This is a genomic window from Niveispirillum sp. BGYR6, from assembly GCF_027568365.1.
Taxonomy (GTDB): domain Bacteria; phylum Pseudomonadota; class Alphaproteobacteria; order Azospirillales; family Azospirillaceae; genus Niveispirillum.
In genome coordinates this window covers 22,702-41,864 of the sequence record NZ_JANLNL010000006.1, presented here as the reverse complement: position 1 = coordinate 41,864, position 19,163 = coordinate 22,702, and the positions used below count along the sequence as shown (strand labels likewise).

The 19,163-nt window shown below is 65.0% G+C and carries 13 protein-coding genes, 1 pseudogene and 1 other annotated feature; of the genes and pseudogenes, 4 read left to right on the top strand and 10 right to left on the bottom strand.

Annotated elements, in window-relative coordinates:
• Positions 1-37 precede the first annotated feature (37 nt).
• Both PCJ49_RS14220 and PCJ49_RS14215 read left to right on the top strand, forming a co-directional pair.
• The gene (locus tag PCJ49_RS14220) at positions 38-757 is read left to right on the top strand and encodes a GntR family transcriptional regulator (protein WP_269911481.1); all 720 of its coding nucleotides are present in this window, start codon (positions 38-40) and stop codon (positions 755-757) included.
• Between the two features lie 223 nt (positions 758-980).
• Positions 981-1,979, top strand: coding sequence for a P1 family peptidase (locus tag PCJ49_RS14215; protein WP_269911480.1), 999 nt, complete (start codon positions 981-983; stop codon positions 1,977-1,979).
• A gap of 19 nt (positions 1,980-1,998) precedes the next feature.
• On the opposite strand, the gene PCJ49_RS14210 is transcribed toward PCJ49_RS14215, so the two are convergent.
• The 7 genes from PCJ49_RS14210 to PCJ49_RS14180 form a co-directional block, all read right to left on the bottom strand.
• Positions 1,999-3,591: an ABC transporter ATP-binding protein gene (locus PCJ49_RS14210; RefSeq protein WP_269911479.1), complete on the bottom strand. Its 1,593-nt coding sequence runs from the start codon at positions 3,589-3,591 to the stop codon at positions 1,999-2,001.
• Positions 3,588-4,403, bottom strand: a complete 816-nt coding sequence (locus PCJ49_RS14205; protein WP_269911478.1) for an ABC transporter permease — start codon at positions 4,401-4,403, stop codon at positions 3,588-3,590. Before PCJ49_RS14205 ends, PCJ49_RS14210 begins: the two co-directional genes overlap by 4 nt.
• Positions 4,400-6,943 carry an ABC transporter substrate-binding protein gene (locus PCJ49_RS14200; protein ID WP_269911477.1) on the bottom strand — a complete coding sequence of 848 codons (2,544 nt, stop codon included), beginning with the start codon at positions 6,941-6,943 and terminating at the stop codon, positions 4,400-4,402. The genes PCJ49_RS14205 and PCJ49_RS14200 overlap by 4 nt, the downstream gene beginning before the upstream one ends.
• Complete coding sequence (locus PCJ49_RS14195) at positions 6,940-8,307, bottom strand: tetratricopeptide repeat protein (protein ID WP_269911476.1); 1,368 nt, start codon at positions 8,305-8,307, stop codon at positions 6,940-6,942. The genes PCJ49_RS14200 and PCJ49_RS14195 overlap by 4 nt, the downstream gene beginning before the upstream one ends.
• On the bottom strand, positions 8,304-9,260 hold the full coding sequence (locus tag PCJ49_RS14190; RefSeq protein ID WP_269911475.1) for an alpha/beta hydrolase: 957 nt from the start codon (positions 9,258-9,260) through the stop codon (positions 8,304-8,306). The genes PCJ49_RS14195 and PCJ49_RS14190 overlap by 4 nt, the downstream gene beginning before the upstream one ends.
• 72 nt (positions 9,261-9,332) lie before the next feature.
• Complete coding sequence (locus tag PCJ49_RS14185) at positions 9,333-11,570, bottom strand: TonB-dependent receptor (protein ID WP_269911474.1); 2,238 nt, start codon at positions 11,568-11,570, stop codon at positions 9,333-9,335.
• Positions 11,571-11,890: 320 nt separating this feature from the next.
• A protein-coding gene (locus tag PCJ49_RS14180; RefSeq protein WP_269911659.1) for an IS3 family transposase occupies positions 11,891-13,071 on the bottom strand; the annotation gives its coding sequence in 2 pieces (ribosomal slippage) (positions 11,891-12,777 and positions 12,777-13,071; 1,182 coding nt in all).
• On the opposite strand from PCJ49_RS14180, the pseudogene PCJ49_RS14175 reads away from it, so the two are divergent.
• Positions 13,070-14,313 (top strand): annotated as a pseudogene (locus PCJ49_RS14175) (IS3 family transposase). The gene PCJ49_RS14180 and the pseudogene PCJ49_RS14175 sit on opposite strands and share 2 nt — an antisense overlap.
• Positions 13,365-13,481, top strand: a sequence feature (AL1L pseudoknot). Its footprint overlaps the pseudogene before it by 117 nt.
• A 103-nt stretch (positions 14,314-14,416) precedes the next feature.
• Positions 14,417-15,241: a recombinase zinc beta ribbon domain-containing protein gene (locus tag PCJ49_RS14170; RefSeq protein WP_269911473.1), complete on the top strand. Its 825-nt coding sequence runs from the start codon at positions 14,417-14,419 to the stop codon at positions 15,239-15,241.
• A gap of 135 nt (positions 15,242-15,376) precedes the next feature.
• On the opposite strand, the gene PCJ49_RS14165 is transcribed toward PCJ49_RS14170, so the two are convergent.
• From PCJ49_RS14165 to PCJ49_RS14155, 3 genes are read right to left on the bottom strand one after another with little or no spacing between them, the layout of a single operon-like run.
• Positions 15,377-15,823, bottom strand: a complete 447-nt coding sequence (locus tag PCJ49_RS14165) for a DCC1-like thiol-disulfide oxidoreductase family protein (protein ID WP_269911472.1) — start codon at positions 15,821-15,823, stop codon at positions 15,377-15,379.
• Complete coding sequence (locus PCJ49_RS14160) at positions 15,820-17,187, bottom strand: sigma-54 dependent transcriptional regulator (RefSeq protein ID WP_269911471.1); 1,368 nt, start codon at positions 17,185-17,187, stop codon at positions 15,820-15,822. The genes PCJ49_RS14165 and PCJ49_RS14160 overlap by 4 nt, the downstream gene beginning before the upstream one ends.
• Positions 17,184-19,016: a sensor histidine kinase gene (locus PCJ49_RS14155; protein WP_269911470.1), complete on the bottom strand. Its 1,833-nt coding sequence runs from the start codon at positions 19,014-19,016 to the stop codon at positions 17,184-17,186. The genes PCJ49_RS14160 and PCJ49_RS14155 overlap by 4 nt, the downstream gene beginning before the upstream one ends.
• Between the last annotated feature and the right edge of the window lie 147 nt (positions 19,017-19,163).

The window sequence follows — 19,163 nt, the reverse complement described above, 5'->3', positions numbered from 1 at the left end:
CAAGGACGCCGTCTGGTGAAGGCGACAGGGGGCGGCGGTGAGTTTGGTGCGGGAAAATGCGACGGCGATGTACCGCCAGATCGCGGTGCGCCTGCGCGATGAAATCGCCGCCGGGCTGTTTGAACCGTCAGGCCGCCTGCCCGGCGAAGCAGAAATCGGAAACCGTTTCGCGGTCAGCCGGGTCACCGTGCGCCAAGCGCTGGACCTGCTGGAAACCGAGGGTCTGATCGTGCGGCGCAAGGGCAAAGGCACGTTTACCGCCGATACCAGGATGCGCCACCCGCTGGACACGCTGCGCAGTTTTCACGAATCCCTGAAGCTGCAAGGGCTGAACGCCACCATGCGGCACCTGCGGGCCGATCTCACATCCACCCCGCGTGAACTGCGCGACCATTTTGGCGAACATTGCCTGGTGGCTGTGCGCCTGCATCTGGTGGATAACAGCCCGGTTGCACTGGGCCGCAGCATTCTGCCCTCAGCCCTGGCACAGTATGACTGGACGAATGCCCAGCATACGCCCATCTATTCCATTCTGAATGACGTGGTCGGCAAGCCCGTCTGCGGCGCCGATGTGGAGATCAAGGCCACCGCCGCAGAGGGCGAGGCGGCGGCGATGCTGGAGGTGCGGCCCGGCACACCGCTGCTGGTGATGGACCGCCGATCCTATTTCGCGGACCAGTCGACGGCGGTGCAATCCACCTTCTTTGTACGCCCGGAACGGTATAGTTTTATTCTGTCCCATCGCTGGGGTGGGTAATGCAGCGACCCTATGCCCTGACGCCGGACCTGCCGCTGTTAACCCGCGATGGGCTGCTGCAGACAGATCCGGCATCCAGGCCGACAGTCCGCCGATCATTCCTTTTTCTTGCACGCGGCAAGGTCGGCATGTCCGTCATTCTGAATCTTGTCGGGCGATTCCTGGATACGCTTTGATTTTTCTGCTTTTATGGCGCCCTCCAACGGCTGCAACAGGCAGACTGATGAATCCGCGTCCCGGCCCCCGCAACAGCATCACCGATATTGAAGGCTTGCTGGTTGGCCATGCCACCGATGAGAAAATCGGGTCCGGTGTCACCGTCATCCGCTGCGGCGGCCCATGGGTGGCCGCTGTCGATATAAGGGGCGGCGGCCCCGGCGTGCGGGAGACGGAAACCCTGTCGCCGGAAAATGTGGTGGGGGGTATCCATGCGCTCTGCCTGTCCGGCGGGTCGGTCTTCGGGCTGGCAGCGGCGGATGGGGTGGTCGGATATCTGTCGGAACGCGATGTCGGGCTGCGGCTGCGCCCCGGCGGGCGGGCCATCCCCATCGTGCCCGCCGCCGTGCTGCATGATCTCAACAACCCCGGCGACAAGGATTGGGGTGAAATTTCTCCTTACCGCGCCCTGGGGGCGGCCGCGATTGCAGCGGCGGGGACAGAGGTGACGCTGGGTTCCGTGGGGGCCGGGCGCGGCGCCATGGCCGGTTACATCAAGGGCGGGATCGGCACCGCCTCCCTGGATTTGGGCGATGGCTTGATGGTCGCGGCCCTGGTGGCGGTCAACCCGATCGGGTCGGTGCTGATGCCTGACAACAGCACCTATTGGGCCTGGCCCTACGAGATTGAGGGGGAGTTCGGCAACCGGCGGCCCGATCCGGCGGCCCCGCCGGTGACCGATCCGACGCCCGATGTCACCCGGCTGCGAGAGCTGGGCCGGCTGAACCCTGGGGCCAATACCACCCTGGCGGTGGTGGCCACCAATGCCGCCATCGACAAGCTGGAGGCCAAGCGCATTGCCATCATGGCGCATGATGGCATGGCCCGCGCCATCCGCCCCGTGCATACGCCGTTCGATGGCGATCTGGTCTTTGCCATTGGCAGCGGGGCCGTGCCGCTGGGGGATGATCGCACCCGGCAATGGCAGGCGGCCCGTATCGGGTCCGCCGCCGCCGATGTGCTGGCCCGCGCCATCGCGCGGGGCGTTCACCAGGCCGGGGAGTGAACCATCCCCCCCCTTTTTCTTACGCCCCCGGCAGTTGCGGGGTGGCGGCCAGCAATTGCGCGGTATAGGGATGCACGGGTGCTGACAATACCTTTGCCGTCGGCCCCTGTTCCACGATCCGGCCCTGGCGGATCACCAGCACCCGGTCGGTGATTGCCCGCATCACCGAGAGATCATGCGAGACAAACAGATAGGCCAGCCCCAGTTCCGCCGAGAGCCGGGCCAGCAGGTCAAGGATATCGGCGCGGATGGAGACATCCAGCGCCGACACCGCTTCATCCAGCACCACCAGCCTGGGCTCCACAATCAAGGCGCGGGCCAGGGCGATCCGCTGGCGCTGCCCACCGGAAAACTGGTGCGGATAGCGCGTGGCATCGGCGGCGGACAGGCCGACCCGTTCCAGCACCTTTTCCACCCGCTGCCGCCGGTCCGCCGCCGTCAGGGGTTTATCCAGCAGGTGCAGCGGTTCCGCCACAATGGTTTCCACCCGCTGACGCGGGTTGAAACTGCCGGCGGGGTCTTGGAAAACCGCCTGCATCTGCCGCCGCAAGGCGCGTTGTTCAGGGGCCGTGCGGCCATGCAGGGGCTGCCCGTCCAGCAGGATCTGGCCGGCCTGCGGCAGGTCCAGCCCCAGCACACAGCGCAGCAGGCTGGATTTGCCGGACCCGCTTTCCCCCACCACCCCCAGCGTTTCGCCGGGGGCGATATCAAAGCTGACATCCGCCACCGCCCGCACCGGCTCCCCCCGCCGGAACAGTCCCTGGCGGGTGCCGGGATAGACCCGCGACAGGCCGGAGACGGACAGGATGGGCGGGCGGGCCCGATCAATGGCCGGTGACCGCAAGGGCTGGTGCCGCGCCCGTTCCAGCAGGGAACGGGTATAGGGGGCGGCGGGGCGGGTCAGCACGGCCTCGGCCGGCCCCTGCTCCACCAACTGGCCATCCTTCAGCACGGCAATATGGTCGGCCACCTGCCCCACCAGCCCCAGATCGTGGCTGACCAGCAGCAGGCCCATGCCCTCTTCCCGCACCAGCCGCACGATCAGGTCCATCACCTGGGCCTGGGTGGTGACGTCCAGCGCGGTGGTCGGTTCATCCGCGATCAGCAATTTTGGCCCGCCGGCAATGGCGATGGCGATCCCCACCCGCTGACGCTGCCCGCCGGAAAGCTGGTGCGGGAAGCGATGGGGGGAGAACTGGGCCGGGTCCAGCCCCACCCGGTCCAGCAGGCCAAGCGCGCCGTCCCAGGCGGCCCGCCGGCCCAGCCCACGCGCCGTCCGCACCGCCTCTGCCACCTGGGCGCCGATGGACAGGATCGGGTTCAGCGCCGTCAACGGTTCCTGGAAGATCATGCCGGCCACCCGCCCGCGCAACCGGTCCCCCTGGGCAGGCGTCAGCGTGGCCCAATCCTGCCCGTTCAGCAGCACCCGGCCCGACAGGACCACCCCATCAGGCAGCAGGCCCATGGCCGCCAGGGCGGCACTTGATTTGCCGGACCCGGATTCCCCGATCAGGCCGACAATCTGTCCCGGCGCGATATCCAGGTTGAAACCGGAAAGCGCCACGCGGTCGCCATAGTGAATGCCGGCATTCTGGAATGACAGGATGGTCATGCCCCTTCCCCCCGGCGGAAATGGCGGCCCAGCCCGTCACCGGTCAAAGTCAGCCCGAACACGGCCAGCAGGATGGCCAGCCCCGGCACGATGGCCAGCCAGGGGGCCGTGCCGATCAGCGTCTGGGCATCGGCCAGCATCCGCCCCCAGCTTGGTGCTGGCGGCTGCACCCCCAGCCCGACATAGGAGAGGCCGGCTTCCGCCAGCAGGGCGAGCGAGAACTGGATCGTCGCCTGTACCGACAGCGGGCCGGACAGGTTGGGCAGGATATGTTGAAGGGAGATCAGTCCCCTTCCCTTGCCGGCCAGCCGGGCCGCCGCCACAAAATCCAGTTGCCAGAGGCGTTGGGCCTCCCCCCGCGTCAGCCGGGCAAAGACGGGAATATTCAGGATGGCGATGGCCAGCACGGCATTCATGGCCCCCGGCCCCAGCGTTGCCGCCAGCAGGATGGCCAGCATCAGCCAGGGAAAGGCGAAGACCAGATCGCCGGTGCGCATCAGCCCTTCATCCACCCAGCCGCCACGCGCCGCCGCCAGCAGCCCCAGCGGCACCCCCACCACCAGGGCCACCCCTACCCCCAGCAACGAGACGGAAAGCGACACCGAAGCCCCGGCCAGCACCATGGACAGCAGGTCGCGCCCCAAATGATCGGTGCCGAGCAAGTGCGTGGCAGAAGGCGGCAGCAAACGGCTGCCGACATCCAGGACCGCCACGTCAAAGGGCGTCCAGACCAGGGAGAGCAGCCCCGCCGCCACAAACAGGCCCGTCAGCAGCAACCCCAGCCATAGCGTCACATTGCGCCCCTTTCTCATGACGCCCCCCGATCCCGTAGGCGCGGATCAATCCAGGCGGCGGCCATGTCAACGGCCAGGGAGGCGACGACGGTGAACCCGACCAGCAGCACCACGACAGACTGCACAACGATCAGATCGCGCTGCGCGATGGCCTGCAGGACCAGCCGGCCCAGGCCGGGCAGATAAAACACATTCTCCACAATCGCTCCACCGGCCAGCAGGAACGGCACCTGCAGGCCCAGCAAGGTCAGCACCGGCCCCATGGCATTGGGCAGGGCGTGGCGGCGGATGGCCTGGCCCCGGCTCAACCCCTTGGCGCGGGCGGTGCGGACAAAATCCTTGTGCAGGGTTTCAATCAGGCTGCCGCGCGCCACGCGGGCCAGGATGGCCGCCTGGGGCAGCGCCAGGGCCAGCACCGGCAGCACCAGCGCCGACAGGGCCGGGCCGATGCCCGCCCCCCAGCCGGGAAAGCCCCCGGCGGCAAACCAACCCAAGCCAAGTGCAAAGACCAGCACCAGCAGAATGGCCAGCCAGAAGCCCGGCACGGCAATGCCCAGACGCATGATCCAGGATAGCAGCCCGTCCACCCAGCCGCCCTGCCGCACCGCCGCCAGATAGCCGGCAGGCAGCCCGATCAGCAGGGACAGCAGCGTGGCCAGCAAGGCCAGCGGCAGGGACAGCGCCAGCCTTTCGCCGATCAGGTCCGCCACCGGCACGCGATAGGTATAGGAAATGCCGAAATCGCCCCGCAGCAGCCCGCCCAGCCAATCCAGGTAACGGGCGGGGATGGAACCCTGCAGCCCCAATTCCCGGTGCAGATTGGCAATCGCCTCCGGCGTGGCATTCAGCCCCATCATGAAGGCGGCAGGATCGCCCGGCACCACCTGCACCAGGGCGAAAATCAGGATGCTGGCTGCCAGCAGGGTGCCGGCCAGCACTGACAGCCGGGCCAGCACATAGGCGGGACCAAAGCCCCAGACCGCCAGCCCCAGCAACAGCACAAGCACCCCCAGCAGCAGCCAGCCGCCCCCACCAACAGCGGCAGCGGCCTGAACCGTTTCGCCCGCCGCCGCAGCACCGGCGGTGAAATGCGCCCGGCTGTAATCCAGCATCTGGTTGGGGCTGTTCAGCCAGATATCCGCCAGATCGCGGTCCTGCACGCCCAGATGCGGGAACTGGTAGAGATAGGCATTGACCGCATCCTCGGCCAGCTTGCGCTGCAGATCACCCAGGATGCGATGCCGGGCCGCCTGATCGGGGGCCGCCTTCAGATCAGCCAGCAAGGCGCGATAAGCCGGGCTTTCATAGCCGAAATAATAGCCGGTGCGGCCATAGATTTCGTAATCATAAGGCTCGGCATGGTTGATGACGGTCAGATCAAAATCATGCCGTTTATAAACCTCGTCCAGCCATCCCGCCCATTCGACATTGACGATCCGGGTGCGGATACCCACGGCGGCCAACTGTGCGGCCACAATCTCCCCGCCCCGGCGGGCATAGGCCGGTGGCGGCAATTTCAAGGTCAGGTCCAGACCCTCTGCATAGCCCGCCTCTGCCAGCAGCCAGCGGGCGGTGACCGGATCGTGCGGGGAAAGGCCGGTCAGATCGACATAATCCGGATTATGCGGCGGGAAATGGCTGCCGATCGGTGTGCCATAGCCGTACATCGACCCATCGATGATGGCTTGCCGGTCAATGGCCAGCGCGATGGCGCGGCGCACCCTGATATCGGCGAGGGGGCCCTGGCGCTGGTTGATCGCCAGGATCACCTCCCCCTCCGACGGGGTGACGGCCAGTTTCAGGCGCGGATCGGCGGCCAACTGGCCCATCACCTCCGGTGCCGGGAAGTCCGGGAACAGGTCCAGGTCGCCGGCCCGCATGGCGGCGTAGGCGGCGTTGGGATCGGCAATGAAGCGGAAAACCAGCCGCGACAGGCGGGCCGGCAGGCCCCAATAGCCATCGAAGCGCTGCAAGCTCACCGCATCGCCACGCCGCCATTCGACAAAGCGGAACGGGCCGGTCCCAACCGGGTCCGTGGCCAGCCGATCCGCCGACAGGCGGGAGACGATCACCGCATCGCCCAGGCTCAACAGGGTGGTAAAGCCGGAATTGCGTTCGGCCAGTTCGATCCGCACCTGCAACGGGCCGGTGGCCGTGACCGAAACGATGGCGCGCAGGGCCTGCGCCTGGGCATTGGTGGAATTGGGGGCGATGGCCCGCGACAGGCTGAACACCACATCATCGGCACTCAACGGGCTGCCATCATGGAACTGCACACCGGGCCGCAGATCGAACAGATAGGTGCGCCCATCCGCCGAGACCGTCCAGCCGCTGGCCAGCAGGGGCTGGACGGAACCATCGGCGGCAATGCGGGTCAAACCTTCAAAGATGGTGCCATAGGTCACATCATCGGTGGGGGTGGCCGCCCCGCTGGTCGGGTCCAGATTGGGCGGTTCCAGCTGCAAGCCGACGCGCAGCGTATCGCGCAGGGCGGCGGGGGCAGCGACCGGCAGCAGCAGAAAGGCCAACAGGGCAAGAAAAGCGGCAAACAGCCTCATGCCGTCGCCCGCCCGTCGGCCCGCGCGGCCGCTTGTTCGGCCAGTTGCGGCAAGCCCAATTGGCGATAAAGGGCGGCCAGCGCCCGGTTCAGCGGCACATTGCCGGGATCGGACGCGCGGCGCAGTTCCAACGCCTGCTGTGCTTCCACCCAGGCACCGGCCTTGATCTGCGCATCCAGCAGGAACTGGGCGAACAGGTCGCGCTGCGCGTGGCTGCCGCCCAACCGGGCCAGCCGTGGTACGGCATCGGACAGCAGCGGCAAGGCCTCTGCCGCCTGCCCGCGTGCCAAGGCCACCAGCCCGCGCGCCAGCGGCAAGGCGGCATCCCGCCAGGTGGCGCGGCTATGGTCCTGGGCCGTCTGTGCCGCCTCCGCAATGGCGGCCAGCAACTGATCCGCCTCCGCCCGCCCAGCCCGCGCCAAACCATAGGCGTATTGTACCGACAGGAAAGGCTGCACCACATCCGTGGCGCGGGCAGCCAGATAGGTGCCCACATCCGCCCAGCGACCGCCCACGCTGTAACCGGCCAGTTCCAGCCGGGCCAGCAGGGAGACGGCCCCCACCTGATCCTGGGAATAATCACGCGCATGGGCCCAGACCTGGGCATCATAGATGGCCAGCGCCGCCGGGGCATCACCCCGGCTGAGATGGAACAGGGCCAGATGCCACCAGAGATGGGTGACCATGAAGCTGTTCAGCCCCTGCCAGCCCGGCGACCATTCAATCAGCGCCGCCAGCCCCTCATCAATACGGCCCTGGGTCAGCCAGACATGGGCCAGTGCGTGTTGGGCCCAGGGGTCGGTCGGCACGATGGCAAGGCCGGCGCGGGCCGCCGCCTCCGCCTCTGCCAGCAGATGCAACTGCTCATAGGCGAAGGCCAGACAACCGCCCAGATAGGGCAGGTCCGGGGCCACGGCCGCCACCCCCTGCGCCGCCCGCAGCATGGCGGGAAAGTCACCATGGTTGAACAGGTGATAATGCAGCAGCTTCAGCGTTGCCAGATCGCGCGGATGATCGGCCAGGATCGCCGACAGGATGGCCACCGTACTGTCAATATCATCGGCGATCCAGGCGGCCAGGGCATCCGCCAGCCGCCGCTCCCGCTCATTCGCCGTGGCCAGCCGCAGCCGGGCGGCATCCAGATGCGGCCGGGCCGCCTCTGCCGCCCCCGGCGCCTCTGCCAGCAGGTTCAGGAACCCGGCATAGAGATGCACCAGGGCCGGCGCATCGGCACCCTGCGCCGCTGGCAGGATATTCAGCGCCCGCGCCTCATAGGCGATCATACCGCCAACGAAATCATTGATGGCGGGCAGGCTTGCTTCCGGAACCGTAACAGGATTGCCCAGCAGATCCCTTGGCATCATTCACCCTTGCTGCTGTCCAGGAAGCGGGCCACATCGGCGGCGGAGCGTGCCGGGATTTCCCATTGCGGCAGATGGCCGACATTGGGATAGATCACCAGTTCCGCCTGGGGAATGGCCGCCTTGAACTTCTGCGCCGCCGCCACCTCAATGATCTGGTCGGCCTCCCCCCACAGGATCAGGGTGGGTATCTTGATGCCCGCTAGCAATTCGTTGGAGACAGCCAGCGATCCGGGGTTGAGCGACATCAGGATGGGCCGGTGGCCCGGCAAGCGCTGCAGGTCGGCCCAACGCTGGATGAAGGCTTCCGTCAGCACCGACTGATCCACCACATCGCGCTTCAGCCCTTCGCGGATCAGCGGCTTGTTATCGATGGAGGCGATCAGGTCGCGCCCCCATTGATAGCGCATCAGCTTGAAGGCCAGCGGCGGGTCCTGCAAGCTGACGGTCGGCCAGCCGGCAGCATCCACCAGGATCAGCCGCGACAGCCGGTCCGGATGGCGCACGGCCAGTTGCCAGGCGACACCACCACCCAGGGAATTGCCGGCAATGGCGATGCGGCCCAATCCCAGCTTGACCGCCAGTTCCTCCACCAAATCGGCATAGCGGTCGGGGGCGGCGGGGAAATCGGCCGGCGCCTCCGTCAGCCCATGGCCCGGCAGGTCCAGGGCAATCACCCGGTGATTGGCTGACAGCACCTGCGTCCAGCCATCCCAGGAAAAGCCATTGTCACCAAAGCCATGTACCAGGAAAAGGACCGGCGCATCCGCCGGCCCGCTTTCCAGATAATGCAGCCGCACCCCACCCGACAGATCGGCATGGCGGGAATTGGCGCGGCCATACTGGGCCTGCAAGTCGGCCACCGGAATGTCGGGTGCGCGCAGATAAAGCCAGCCCCCGCCCGCGATCAGCAGCAATACCAGTATCAGGCCCGCAATCACCGCCACGATCTTCATTCCCCGTCTCCTTCGGTAGACTTGTATCAGGCGGGGCCGATCCCGCCCACCGGCTCAGCGTTGCGCCGGCCCTTACAGTTCATAGGTCAGGCGCACGCCATAGGTGGCAGGGCGGCCCGGCGAGGCGATATTGGCATTGGGCAGGAAGAAGTTACGGGTGTTGTCATAATCCGTATTGAAGATGTTGCGGCCATAAAGCCCCGCCGACCAGCCCCCTTCATCGGGATGCAGGGTCAGCGTGGCATTGGCGATCCAGCGCGACGGCAGGTCATAGGTGGTGCCCAGGAAAGACGGCAGCTTGTCGCGATAGGCATAATCGGCCTGCGCCTCCACCGCAAAGCGGCCCACCGGGATGGTATAGGCGACGGAGCCCTGATAGGACCAGTTGGCCAGCGGAATGGCGGTGCCCGACAGGTCAATCGTGCTGGCCGAATAAAGGCCGGTAACCGGATTGCGGGTCAGCGAGCCGGTATTGATGTTGCTGTAATCTTTATATTCCCCCTTCTTGAACCCGACCGATTGGGTCAGGCGCAGATTGTGCAGCGGGGTGACGGTCAATTCCAGCTCCCCACCGTAAATTTCCGATTTGGGCGCATTGACGATACGGCCGATCAGGCCGCGCTGGGGATTGACGATGGTGCCCAGCACCTGCTGGTTCCGATAATCATAATAATAGGCGGCACCGTTCAGCCGGACCGACTTTCGCAGGTCGGATTTGAAGCCGATCTCATAGGCATAGAGCGTTTCCGGCTTGAACGGGTCGATCTGCTCGGCATTGGGGGAATTATAGACGGTGAAGCCGCCCGATTTCACCCCGCGGCTGGCATTGGCATAAAGCAGCAGATTTTCCTGCGGCCGGAATTCCAGCCCGATCTTGCCCGTGCCCTCATTCAGTTCCTGATCGCGGTTGCCATTGCTGAAAGTGGGGGCGCCGCCGATGGCGGTGCGGAAATCACGCAGCTTGCGCTTTTCATTTTCATAGCGCAGGCCGGCAACCAGCTTCACCTGCTCCGTCAGCGCATAGCCCACCTGGCCAAAGCCGCTGATGGAATCCACCTTCTGGCGATAGGCGGTGTCGGTGACGATGCCCAGGCTCTGGCTGAAATCGGTCAGGAACTTCTCATCCTGATCCTGATGCGAGTAATAGGCCCCGGTTACCCAGGAGAGCGGCCCCGTATCCGTGGAGGACAGGCGCAGTTCCTGGGAGAAGACATCAATATTGCTGGCCCAGTAGGTGTCGGATTCATGGCTGGCGGAGGCGTCCCAGTCCCCCAGCTCACGACGGTCCAGATGGTCAAAGGCGGTGATGCTGGTCAGGCGGACCTGCTCGCTCAGGTCCGATGCCGCGGTCAGGCTGCCGCCATAGCTTTCATTATCCTTCTGCGGCTTGGCATCGGCTGCAAAGCCGATCAGCCCCGCAAAGCTGGGCGAAAGCCCCCAGCCCGTGGTGCGCCGACCGGTATCGGCGGGGATGACCGGGCCGGGTTTCGCCCCATAGCCCTGGGTGGTGAAGGGGCGGAACAGGTAAAGCCCGGTCTGTTCCGACTGGTCGCGCCCGCCATGCAGGTTCAACGTCACGGTGGTGGTTTCCGACGGCGTGAACTCCACCAGCGCCCGGCCGAACAGGCGGTCAGCATCGCCCAGATGCTGGCCAGTAACGCGGTTCTTCTGGAAACCACCACCCTGTTCCGTCACGCCGGAAATACGGAAACGCAGCTTGTCATTGATGGGGCCGGAAACAAAACCTTCCGCCTTGAATTCATCAAAGCGGCCATATTGCGCATCGATCCCGGCACTGAAATCGGCCGTGGGGCGGCGGGAGATGAAGTTGATGGCACCACCGGTGGTGTTGCGGCCATAAAGCGTGCCCTGCGGCCCGCGCAGCACCTCCACCCGGTCAATATCAAACAGCACACCCTGGGTCGCCACCGGCACCGGATAGGCCACCTCGTCCACATAGACGCCGACGGTGGGGGTGTTGTTGGTGGCGTAATCCTCAAACCCCACGCCGCGCAGGCGGAATTGTGGTTGCCCACCCCCGAAGGCCGGCACCACCTCCAGGCTGGGCGTCTGGTTTTGCAACTGGTTGACGTTGGACAGGCCGCGCTTGGCCAACTCATCCCCGCTCAACACCGACAGGGCAACACCGACATCCTGGGCAGATTCAGACCGGCGCTGGGCGGTGACGATGATGTCTTCCACCTGGCCGCCCTGCCCTCCGGCTGCCGGGGCTGTCTGTGCCAAGACAGAAAACGGAGATACCAGGGATCCGAACGCCAGCGCGGTGGTGACGGAAAGGCGGAATTTCATATTCTTAAGCTCCCCAAAGGCAGTGGCGTTCATCGGGCTGATGCGAATGTGGTTCACCGCCGCGATGAGGTCATCGTCGAGGAATATTATCTACTCGTATTGTAGGAATTACAAAACCAAATTTCACACATATGTGCGAAATAGAAAAATTATACAAATTTAAAATGTTATATAGTACCCTGCCCCGCCGAAATAGCGGGCAAGGGTGGGAAGGGTCTGCCAGGAGAGCTGGTCGCCGGTGAGCGGACAGTTTTTGTTCGGCGTTAAGCTTGGTCCTGATCAGTTCACGCTGCCTGACCTGCTCCCCAAAACATCACCGTTTATAAGTAGAGACCTCTGGTCTGGTATTGGGGTTGAGTGACGTTCAGGACCGGGGGCATGCCCCCGGTCCTGAACGTTGCGAACTGGGCGGGTGACATCCCGCCCAGGGTGGAATGCGGTCGAATATTATTGTAGTCGTCCCGCCAGTCGGCCAGCACCTGACGGGCGTGACGCACGCCGTGGAACAGGGTTTCATTCAGGCATTCATCGCGCAAGCGTCCGTTGAAACTTTCCACGAACGCATTCTGGGTGGGTTTGCCGGGCTGGATGTAATGCCATTCGACCCCATTGGCTTGCGTCCAGGCCAGGATCGCCCTGGAAATGAACTCGCTGCCATTGTCGCTGACAATCATCAGCGGTTTGCCGCGTGTGGCGATCAGCGCGTCCAACTCCCGCGCCACCCGCTTGCCGGATAGCGAGGTGTCGGCCACCAGGGCCAGGCATTCGCGTGAGAAATCATCCACCACGGCCAGGATGCGGAACCGCCTGCCATCGCTGAACGCATCCGATACGAAATCCAGGCTCCAGCGCTGGTTGGGCCCCTGAGGCACATTCATCGGCGCCCGTGTGCCCAGTGCCCGTTTGCGACCCCGCCGCCGGCGCACCGCCAGCCCTTCCTCCCGGTAAATCCGCAGCAGCTTCTTATGGTTCACCGCCATCCCCTCCCGGGCCAGCAGACATCCCAGACGCCGGTAACCAAACCGCCGTCGCTCCAATGCCAGTTCCCGCAGCCTTTGCCGCAAGGCACCGTCATCAGGGCGACGCGACCGATAACGGATCGTCCGCCGATGCACCTTCAAGACAGAGCAGGCCCGCCGTTCGCTCACCCCGAACGTTGCCCGCAGATGAGCAACCGTCCGGCGGCTGGCGGCGGGCCTCACCACTTTTTTCCTGCAACCTCGCGCAGCATGGCGTTGTCCAGCATCGCCTCGGCCAGCAGCTTCTTCAGCCGGCTATTCTCATCCTCCAGGCCCTTCAGGCGCTTGGCTTCCGAGACGTCCAGCCCGCCATATTTCGACTTCCAGGCGTAAAATGTCGCCTCCGAAATCCCGTGTCGCCGGCAAATCTCCGCCGTCTTATGCCCAGCCTCCTGCTCCCGCAGGATCCCGATGATCTGTTCCTCGCTGAAACGGCTCTGAACCGCGCCGTGATTGTCGGCGGCTCCAACTCCTGAGAGGATGGAGCTACGAAGTGCCGAGACAACGAACAAATTTTCAGCTGAGGTCCGCGAGCGGGCTGTTCAGCTGGTACTGGATCACGAGAAGGATCACCCGTCGCGATGGGCGGCGGTGTCACCCGTGGCGTCCAAGATTGGCTGTTCGGCCCACACGGCACGAACGAATGGGTCAGATGAGCCGAGGTGGAAAGCGGCAACCGCGCTGGTATTCCGCTGGATGTGCTGGAGAAACTGAAGGCGCAGGAGCGGGAGATCCGGGAACTGCGCCAGGCGAATGAAATCCTGCGCAAGGCGTCGGCATATTTCGCGATGGCGGAGCTCGACCGCCGACTGAAATGATGCTGGGTTTTGTTGATGCCCACCGCCAGGAATACGGGGTCGAGCCGATTTGCGACGTTTTGCCAATCGCCCCGTCGACTGTGCGTCTGCATGCGGCTCGCAAGACTGATCCGGCAAAACTATCGGCGCGTGCACAGCGCGATATCGGCCTTAAGGCCGATATCCGGCGGGTGTTCGATTAAGAATTTCCAGGTCTATGGGGTGCGCAAAGTCTGGCGGCAGTTGCAGCGCGAAGGCATCCAGGTGGCACGCTGCACGGTCGCGCGGCTGATGCGGGAGATGGGCCTGCGGGGTGCCATCCGCGGCAAGTCGGTGAAAACTACCATTGCCGACAAGGCCTTACCCTGTCCGCTGGACCGGGTGAACCGGCAGTTTCGGGCTGACCGGCCCGATCAGCTGTGGCTTTCCGATTTCACCTATGTGTCCACCTGGAGCGGGTTCGTCTATGTGGCTTTCATCATCGACGCCTTTGCCCGGCGGATCGTCGGCTGGCGAGTGTCCCGGACGGCCGACGCCGGCTTTGTCCTGGATGCACTGGAGCAGGCCCTGCATCAGCGCCGACCGGCGGGGAAATCAGGACTGGTTCACCATTCGGACCGGGGCAGCCAATATTTGTCCATCCGATACACCGAGCGGCTGGGCCTGGCCGGCATCGAACCGTCGGTCGGCAGTGTCGGCGATTCATACGACAATGCCTTGGCCGAGACCGTCAACGGCCTCTACAAGGCGGAGGTCATCCACAGGCGGGGACCGTGGAAATCCTTTGAAGCCGTGGAATATCCAACCCTCGAATGGGTCGACTGGTTCAACAACCGCCGCCTGCTCGAGCCTATCGGAAATATCCCGCCCGCAGATGCCGAACAACGCTATCATGACACTGTGAGCGCTCAGAAATTGGCGGCGTGACTCACGAACCTTTGCCGCCGACAATCCCGGCGCGGTTCAAAGCGCCTGGATCAGGACGGAGGTACCGGACCTGAGGATCATCGATAATGAGCTTTGGCAGGCAGTGCGCAAGCGCCAGCAGGCGCTGGCCATCCAGTACGAGCCAGCCATTACCGCCGTCCGCCAATCGCAAGCCAACCGGCTGAACGACCGGCACCGTCCCAGCTTCCTGCTGTCCGGCCTGCTCAAATGCGGCCGCTGCGGCGACAATTACGGCATCATCACCTATGATCGCTACGGCTGCCTCAACCGGTACCGGCGCGGTACCTGCGAGAACAGCCACACCGTCAAGCGCCAGGAAATCGAAGCCCGTGTGCTGAACGGGCTGCGCCACAATCTGGTTTCTCCCGAAGCCGTCGAGACAGCCATCCGGAATAGGGTTGAACTGGTCAACCGTTCCAATCGCGAGCTGCGCGCCCGGCAGCTGGATGATCGGCAGGCCCTGGCCAAGGTGCAGCGCGGCATCGACGCCATCACGGCGGCCGTCGAGGACGGGCTTTACCAGCCTTCCATGAAGGCCCGATTGGCGGACCTGGAGCAGCAGAAGGAGCAGCTTGCGGCCCGGCTTTCGGAAGCGCCGGCCGTCATGCCCGACATCCATCCCAATGTCGCCGTCCTCTACGCCAGGATGATCGAGCGGCTGACGACGGCCCTGGAGGATGCCACCACGCGTGGCGAGGCCATGGAGGCGATACGGTCGCTAATCGACAAGGTGGTGATCACGCCTGGCGCTCGTCGCGGCGAGGTACAGGCGGAGCTTCACGGCAAGTTGGCTGAGATCCTGAAAGCAACAACCCGTCCAGCGGGGGCTGGACGGGTTGTTGTAACGTCGGTGGATGCGGGGGCTCGCCTTGGCCGATGGTATGACAATCTTGAAGTGTCCATTTAAAATGGATTTCAGCCTAATTATGGGAAGGCACTTCGAGCATAGATCGCTCTTCATTCATGCTCGGCCGTGCTGGCAAATTGTTCCTTAACCCTGTGAACATCTTGATAGGAGGATCGGATCAGATGGCCAACTATCTCAACTGAGGAAACGCCGAGACTGGCCAGGCGATGGCACCAGGCACAAGTCACGCTTGCCGAACAGGCGATAGCGGTTGTCGGCAAGCCGGTCATAAAGGCAATCCGTTACCCTTGTCGGCAACAGCCTGAACAGGCTCACCCACGACCAGGGCGCCCGCAACCGTCGGGCCAGCCGGAATGCCGCCATGGACCGCAAGGAAACCACGCCATCATCGATATAGACAAAGCTGTTGGTTAGATGCGGCATGCCAATGGCTTCCAGAACAGCCCTGCCCAGCGGCGACTGTATAGCCGTGAACAGGATTTCGTGGTCAGCCTCCGTCGCCAGGATGAAGCGCACCGACCCGTTACACAGGATGCAAACGCCATCGAACAGGCAGGTCGGCCCCAGCAAAAGCCGCTCCAGAATGGCTGGGGCTGGCACGGCATGGTTCGCGTCGCTCATCGCAGGCCCATCCTGTCCATTTTCTTCAGCAGACCCACCCGCGACAGCCCCAGAAGCCTGGCCGCATGGGTGTGGTTATGCCCCGTTTCTTCAAGCGCTTGAATGATCAGCCGACGTTCCAGCACCGCCACCTCCTGCTCCAGCGTGCGGCGGCCAGTCGCCCCGTTATCCACGGCCGGTACCGCCATCTCCCCGTTCGCCGCGAAAGCCAAATCAGCCGCATCAAGCAATCGCTCTCCGGCCTCTGCCGGACCTGCCAGGGCGGCGGCGCATTCCACCAAGACCCGCAACTCACGCACATTGCCGCGCCAGTCGCGGTCGACCAGCCAGTCCAGCGCATTCTGGGTGAAACGGCCCACCCCACCCGATGCCCGGCGCAGGAACAGTGTGGCCAGCACGGGCACATCCTCCGGTCGTTCCGACAAAGGCGGGGTGCGCAGCACCATGCCTTTCAGCCGGTAATAGAGATCCTCACGGAAGGTGCCCTCCCCCACCATCGCCTCCAGGTCGCGATGGGTGGCGGCGACGGTGCGGACATCGGCCTTGCGCGTCTCCCGTCCGCCCACCGGCTGATAGGTGCCTTCCTGGAGGAAGCGCAGCAGCTTTACCTGCATGGGTGGAGGCATCTCCCCTACCTCATCCAGAAACAGGGTACCGCGATGGGCGGTTTCCACTAGGCCCGGTCGGTCGGCATGGGCGCCGGTGAAGCTGCCCCTCAGATGGCCGAACAGCTCACTTTCCAGCAATTCGGCGGGAATGGCACCGCAATGAACGGTGACAAAGGGTTGGTCACGCCGGGAACCGCCATCGTGCAGGGCACGCGCCACCAGTTCCTTGCCGGTCCCGCTGGGGCCTAACACCAGAACAGGAAGCTGCGTCGGCGCGATACGGCGGACCAGATCACGCAGGCGGGCCAGGGCGGCACTGGTCCCGACGATGCCCAGATCATCGGTCGCCCCCGCCACCGCACGCAGGCGCCGCAGTTCCGCCGCCAACCTCCCGCGTTCCAGACCCCGCGCGACCACGACGCGCAGCAGGTCAGGGTCCAGCGGCTTGCCCAGGAAATCCCAGGCACCGCGCTCCACCGCCTTCAGGGCCAGCGCATGGTCGGCATGACCGGTGATCACCACCACGGGTGCCGGCGCAAAGCCGGAGATCAGTTCCAATCCCACCACGGGATCATGGTGCGGCGGCATGGACAGGTCCAGCAAAACAAGATCAGCCGGCTGCTGACGGAAGGCGACCAGTGCCGCCTCCCCGTCGCCCGCCACCTCTACCTCATGGCCGGCACCGCGCAGCCAAGCGGCACCCAGGCGCTGAAAGGCCGGCTCGTCATCGACCAGAAGAATGCGCGACGGGTTCATGCCCGGTTCTCCACACGATCAGGAAAGGTCAGGGTGAGGCAGGTTGACCAGCCGGACCGCTCGCCCAGCGCGACCGTTCCACCATGGGCTTCCATGACGCGGGCGACGATGGCCAGTCCCAGACCTGTGCCACCGGGCCGGCGCGACACGAAGGCCTGGAACAGCCTGTCGCGGATATCAGGCGGAACACCCGGTCCATCATCACAGACATGGATGCGCACGTCGTTCCGCACCCGCTCCGCCATCACAGCCAGCCGCTGGCCGTGGGCGGCGGCATTCTCCAGAAGATTGACCAGAACCTGACGCAACCGGCGGGGATCGGCATGAACGGCCAGTTCCGGATCGATATTGGTCTCCACCTTCCGGCCCGACAGCCCGGACAAGGCCAGCGCCACCGCATCGGCCACCGACAGTGTACTGGGTTCAAGCCGGGCAGTGCCGGCATAATCCAGGACGTCGCGGACCAGCATTTCCATGCGCCCCACCTGCTCGGCAATCTCCGCGCGCACTTCCGGGGGGGCACCGGTGGCGGCCATGGTGATGATGTTCAACGGGTTGCGCAGATCATGGGCCACCGTGGCGGCCAGTTGACCAAGCTCGGCCAAGCGCGCTTCCCGCTGGCGCTCCCGCTCCGCCCTGGCCAGCGCCTCGGCCCGGTCCAGCCGTCCCGCCGCCTCGGCCAAGCAGCCAGCGAACAGGCCCGCCGCATGACGGGGCCCAGGCGGGGCATCGTCCCAGCCGACCAGATCGCAGCGCCAGCCCTGCACATCCCGCGACAGGGCCAGGGCCGGCACCGGCCCGTCCGCTTCCGCCCCCCGCACGGCAACCGGCAGGCCCAGGCGCCCACCGATCAGCGCGGAAGCGCGGTCCAACAGTGCCGGCCAATCGGCAGGCCCTGCCAAAGCCTCCCGCCAGCTCCCCAGATCAGCCGCCGAAACCTCCCCACCGGGAAAGACCAGACGATCGGCAATGAAACGCAACGGCTTCCAGATGGCCAGCGTGATGAAGGTCACCGCCGTCATCAGCAGCCACGTCTCCAACCCCACAAAGGGGGTGCCCGCCGCCAGCGGCAATGCCATCACCAGCGTCGCCGCCGCCGCCATCAACCCCATCAGCAGCAGCCAGACCAGCATCCGCCGGGCCCACAGGTTCACATCCATCAACTGATAGCGCAGGATGCCATAGACCAGCGCCACCGAATAAAGCGGCAGGCCCAGCATGGGCCAGGGATAGGCATCAATGCCCAGGGGTGCGAAGGCGAAACCCGTCAGGCTGACCAGCCCGATCAGGCTGGAACAGCAGATGGCCGCCGCCTGACGCCGCCGCAGTCCCGTCAGGTCCAGCCAGCCCTTGAACAGCCGCAGATGCCCCGCAACCGACAGCAATCCGCAGACACTGATCACCACCCAGCCCGCAGCGCTGGGGATGAAGACACCACGGAAGTCACGCCACGCCACCACCTGCCCTGGATCAACAATCAGGCCCAACATTGTCGCCGCCACCGCCAGCCCATAGGCAACGCGGACCAGTGGCCCCGTGGCACCACAGCGCACGAAGGCCAGGACCAGATGCACAAACACGGCAGAGGGCAGCGGCGCCAGCGCCAGCAAGATGCCGACCACCCCGTCGCTGGCCGGTCCGAACAATGGCGGCAGGGCCTGCCCGCCGCTCCAGACCGCCACACCGGTCAGGAACAAGGCAAGCAGTCGCGCACCCGGCACCGGGGCCGCCTTCAACAGCAGCAGCAGGGCCAGCCCGAAGCCGGCCAGCGCCGACAGTGCCAGGGCGCCGGTATAGAACAGGATGGGGGTCATGGCTTCTGTAAACATCGTTAACAGCATCCTAGCAGGAACTGTTCACGCCGTTAACGCCGCTGCCGCCCTGGACAGGGCCAAAAGCGCCGGAAACCGGCCTTCACACCGCCGATACAGCACATGGCATGCCAATCGCAAGACGGTCTCAGGCGCCCCTTCCGG

Excerpts from the sequence above, each read along its gene's own strand:
- PCJ49_RS14195 (WP_269911476.1), bottom strand. The coding sequence starts at position 8,307 with ATGATGCCAAGGGATCTGCTGGGCAATCCTGTTACGGTTCCGGAAGCA.
- PCJ49_RS14205 (WP_269911478.1), bottom strand. The coding sequence starts at position 4,403 with ATGAGAAAGGGGCGCAATGTGACGCTATGGCTGGGGTTGCTGCTGACG.
- PCJ49_RS14200 (WP_269911477.1), bottom strand. The coding sequence starts at position 6,943 with ATGAGGCTGTTTGCCGCTTTTCTTGCCCTGTTGGCCTTTCTGCTGCTG.
- PCJ49_RS14185 (WP_269911474.1), bottom strand. The coding sequence starts at position 11,570 with ATGAAATTCCGCCTTTCCGTCACCACCGCGCTGGCGTTCGGATCCCTG.
- PCJ49_RS14155 (WP_269911470.1), bottom strand. The coding sequence starts at position 19,016 with ATGTTTACAGAAGCCATGACCCCCATCCTGTTCTATACCGGCGCCCTG.
- PCJ49_RS14190 (WP_269911475.1), bottom strand. The coding sequence starts at position 9,260 with ATGAAGATCGTGGCGGTGATTGCGGGCCTGATACTGGTATTGCTGCTG.
- PCJ49_RS14215 (WP_269911480.1), top strand. The coding sequence starts at position 981 with ATGAATCCGCGTCCCGGCCCCCGCAACAGCATCACCGATATTGAAGGC.
- PCJ49_RS14165 (WP_269911472.1), bottom strand. The coding sequence starts at position 15,823 with ATGAGCGACGCGAACCATGCCGTGCCAGCCCCAGCCATTCTGGAGCGG.
- PCJ49_RS14210 (WP_269911479.1), bottom strand. The coding sequence starts at position 3,591 with ATGACCATCCTGTCATTCCAGAATGCCGGCATTCACTATGGCGACCGC.
- PCJ49_RS14160 (WP_269911471.1), bottom strand. The coding sequence starts at position 17,187 with ATGAACCCGTCGCGCATTCTTCTGGTCGATGACGAGCCGGCCTTTCAG.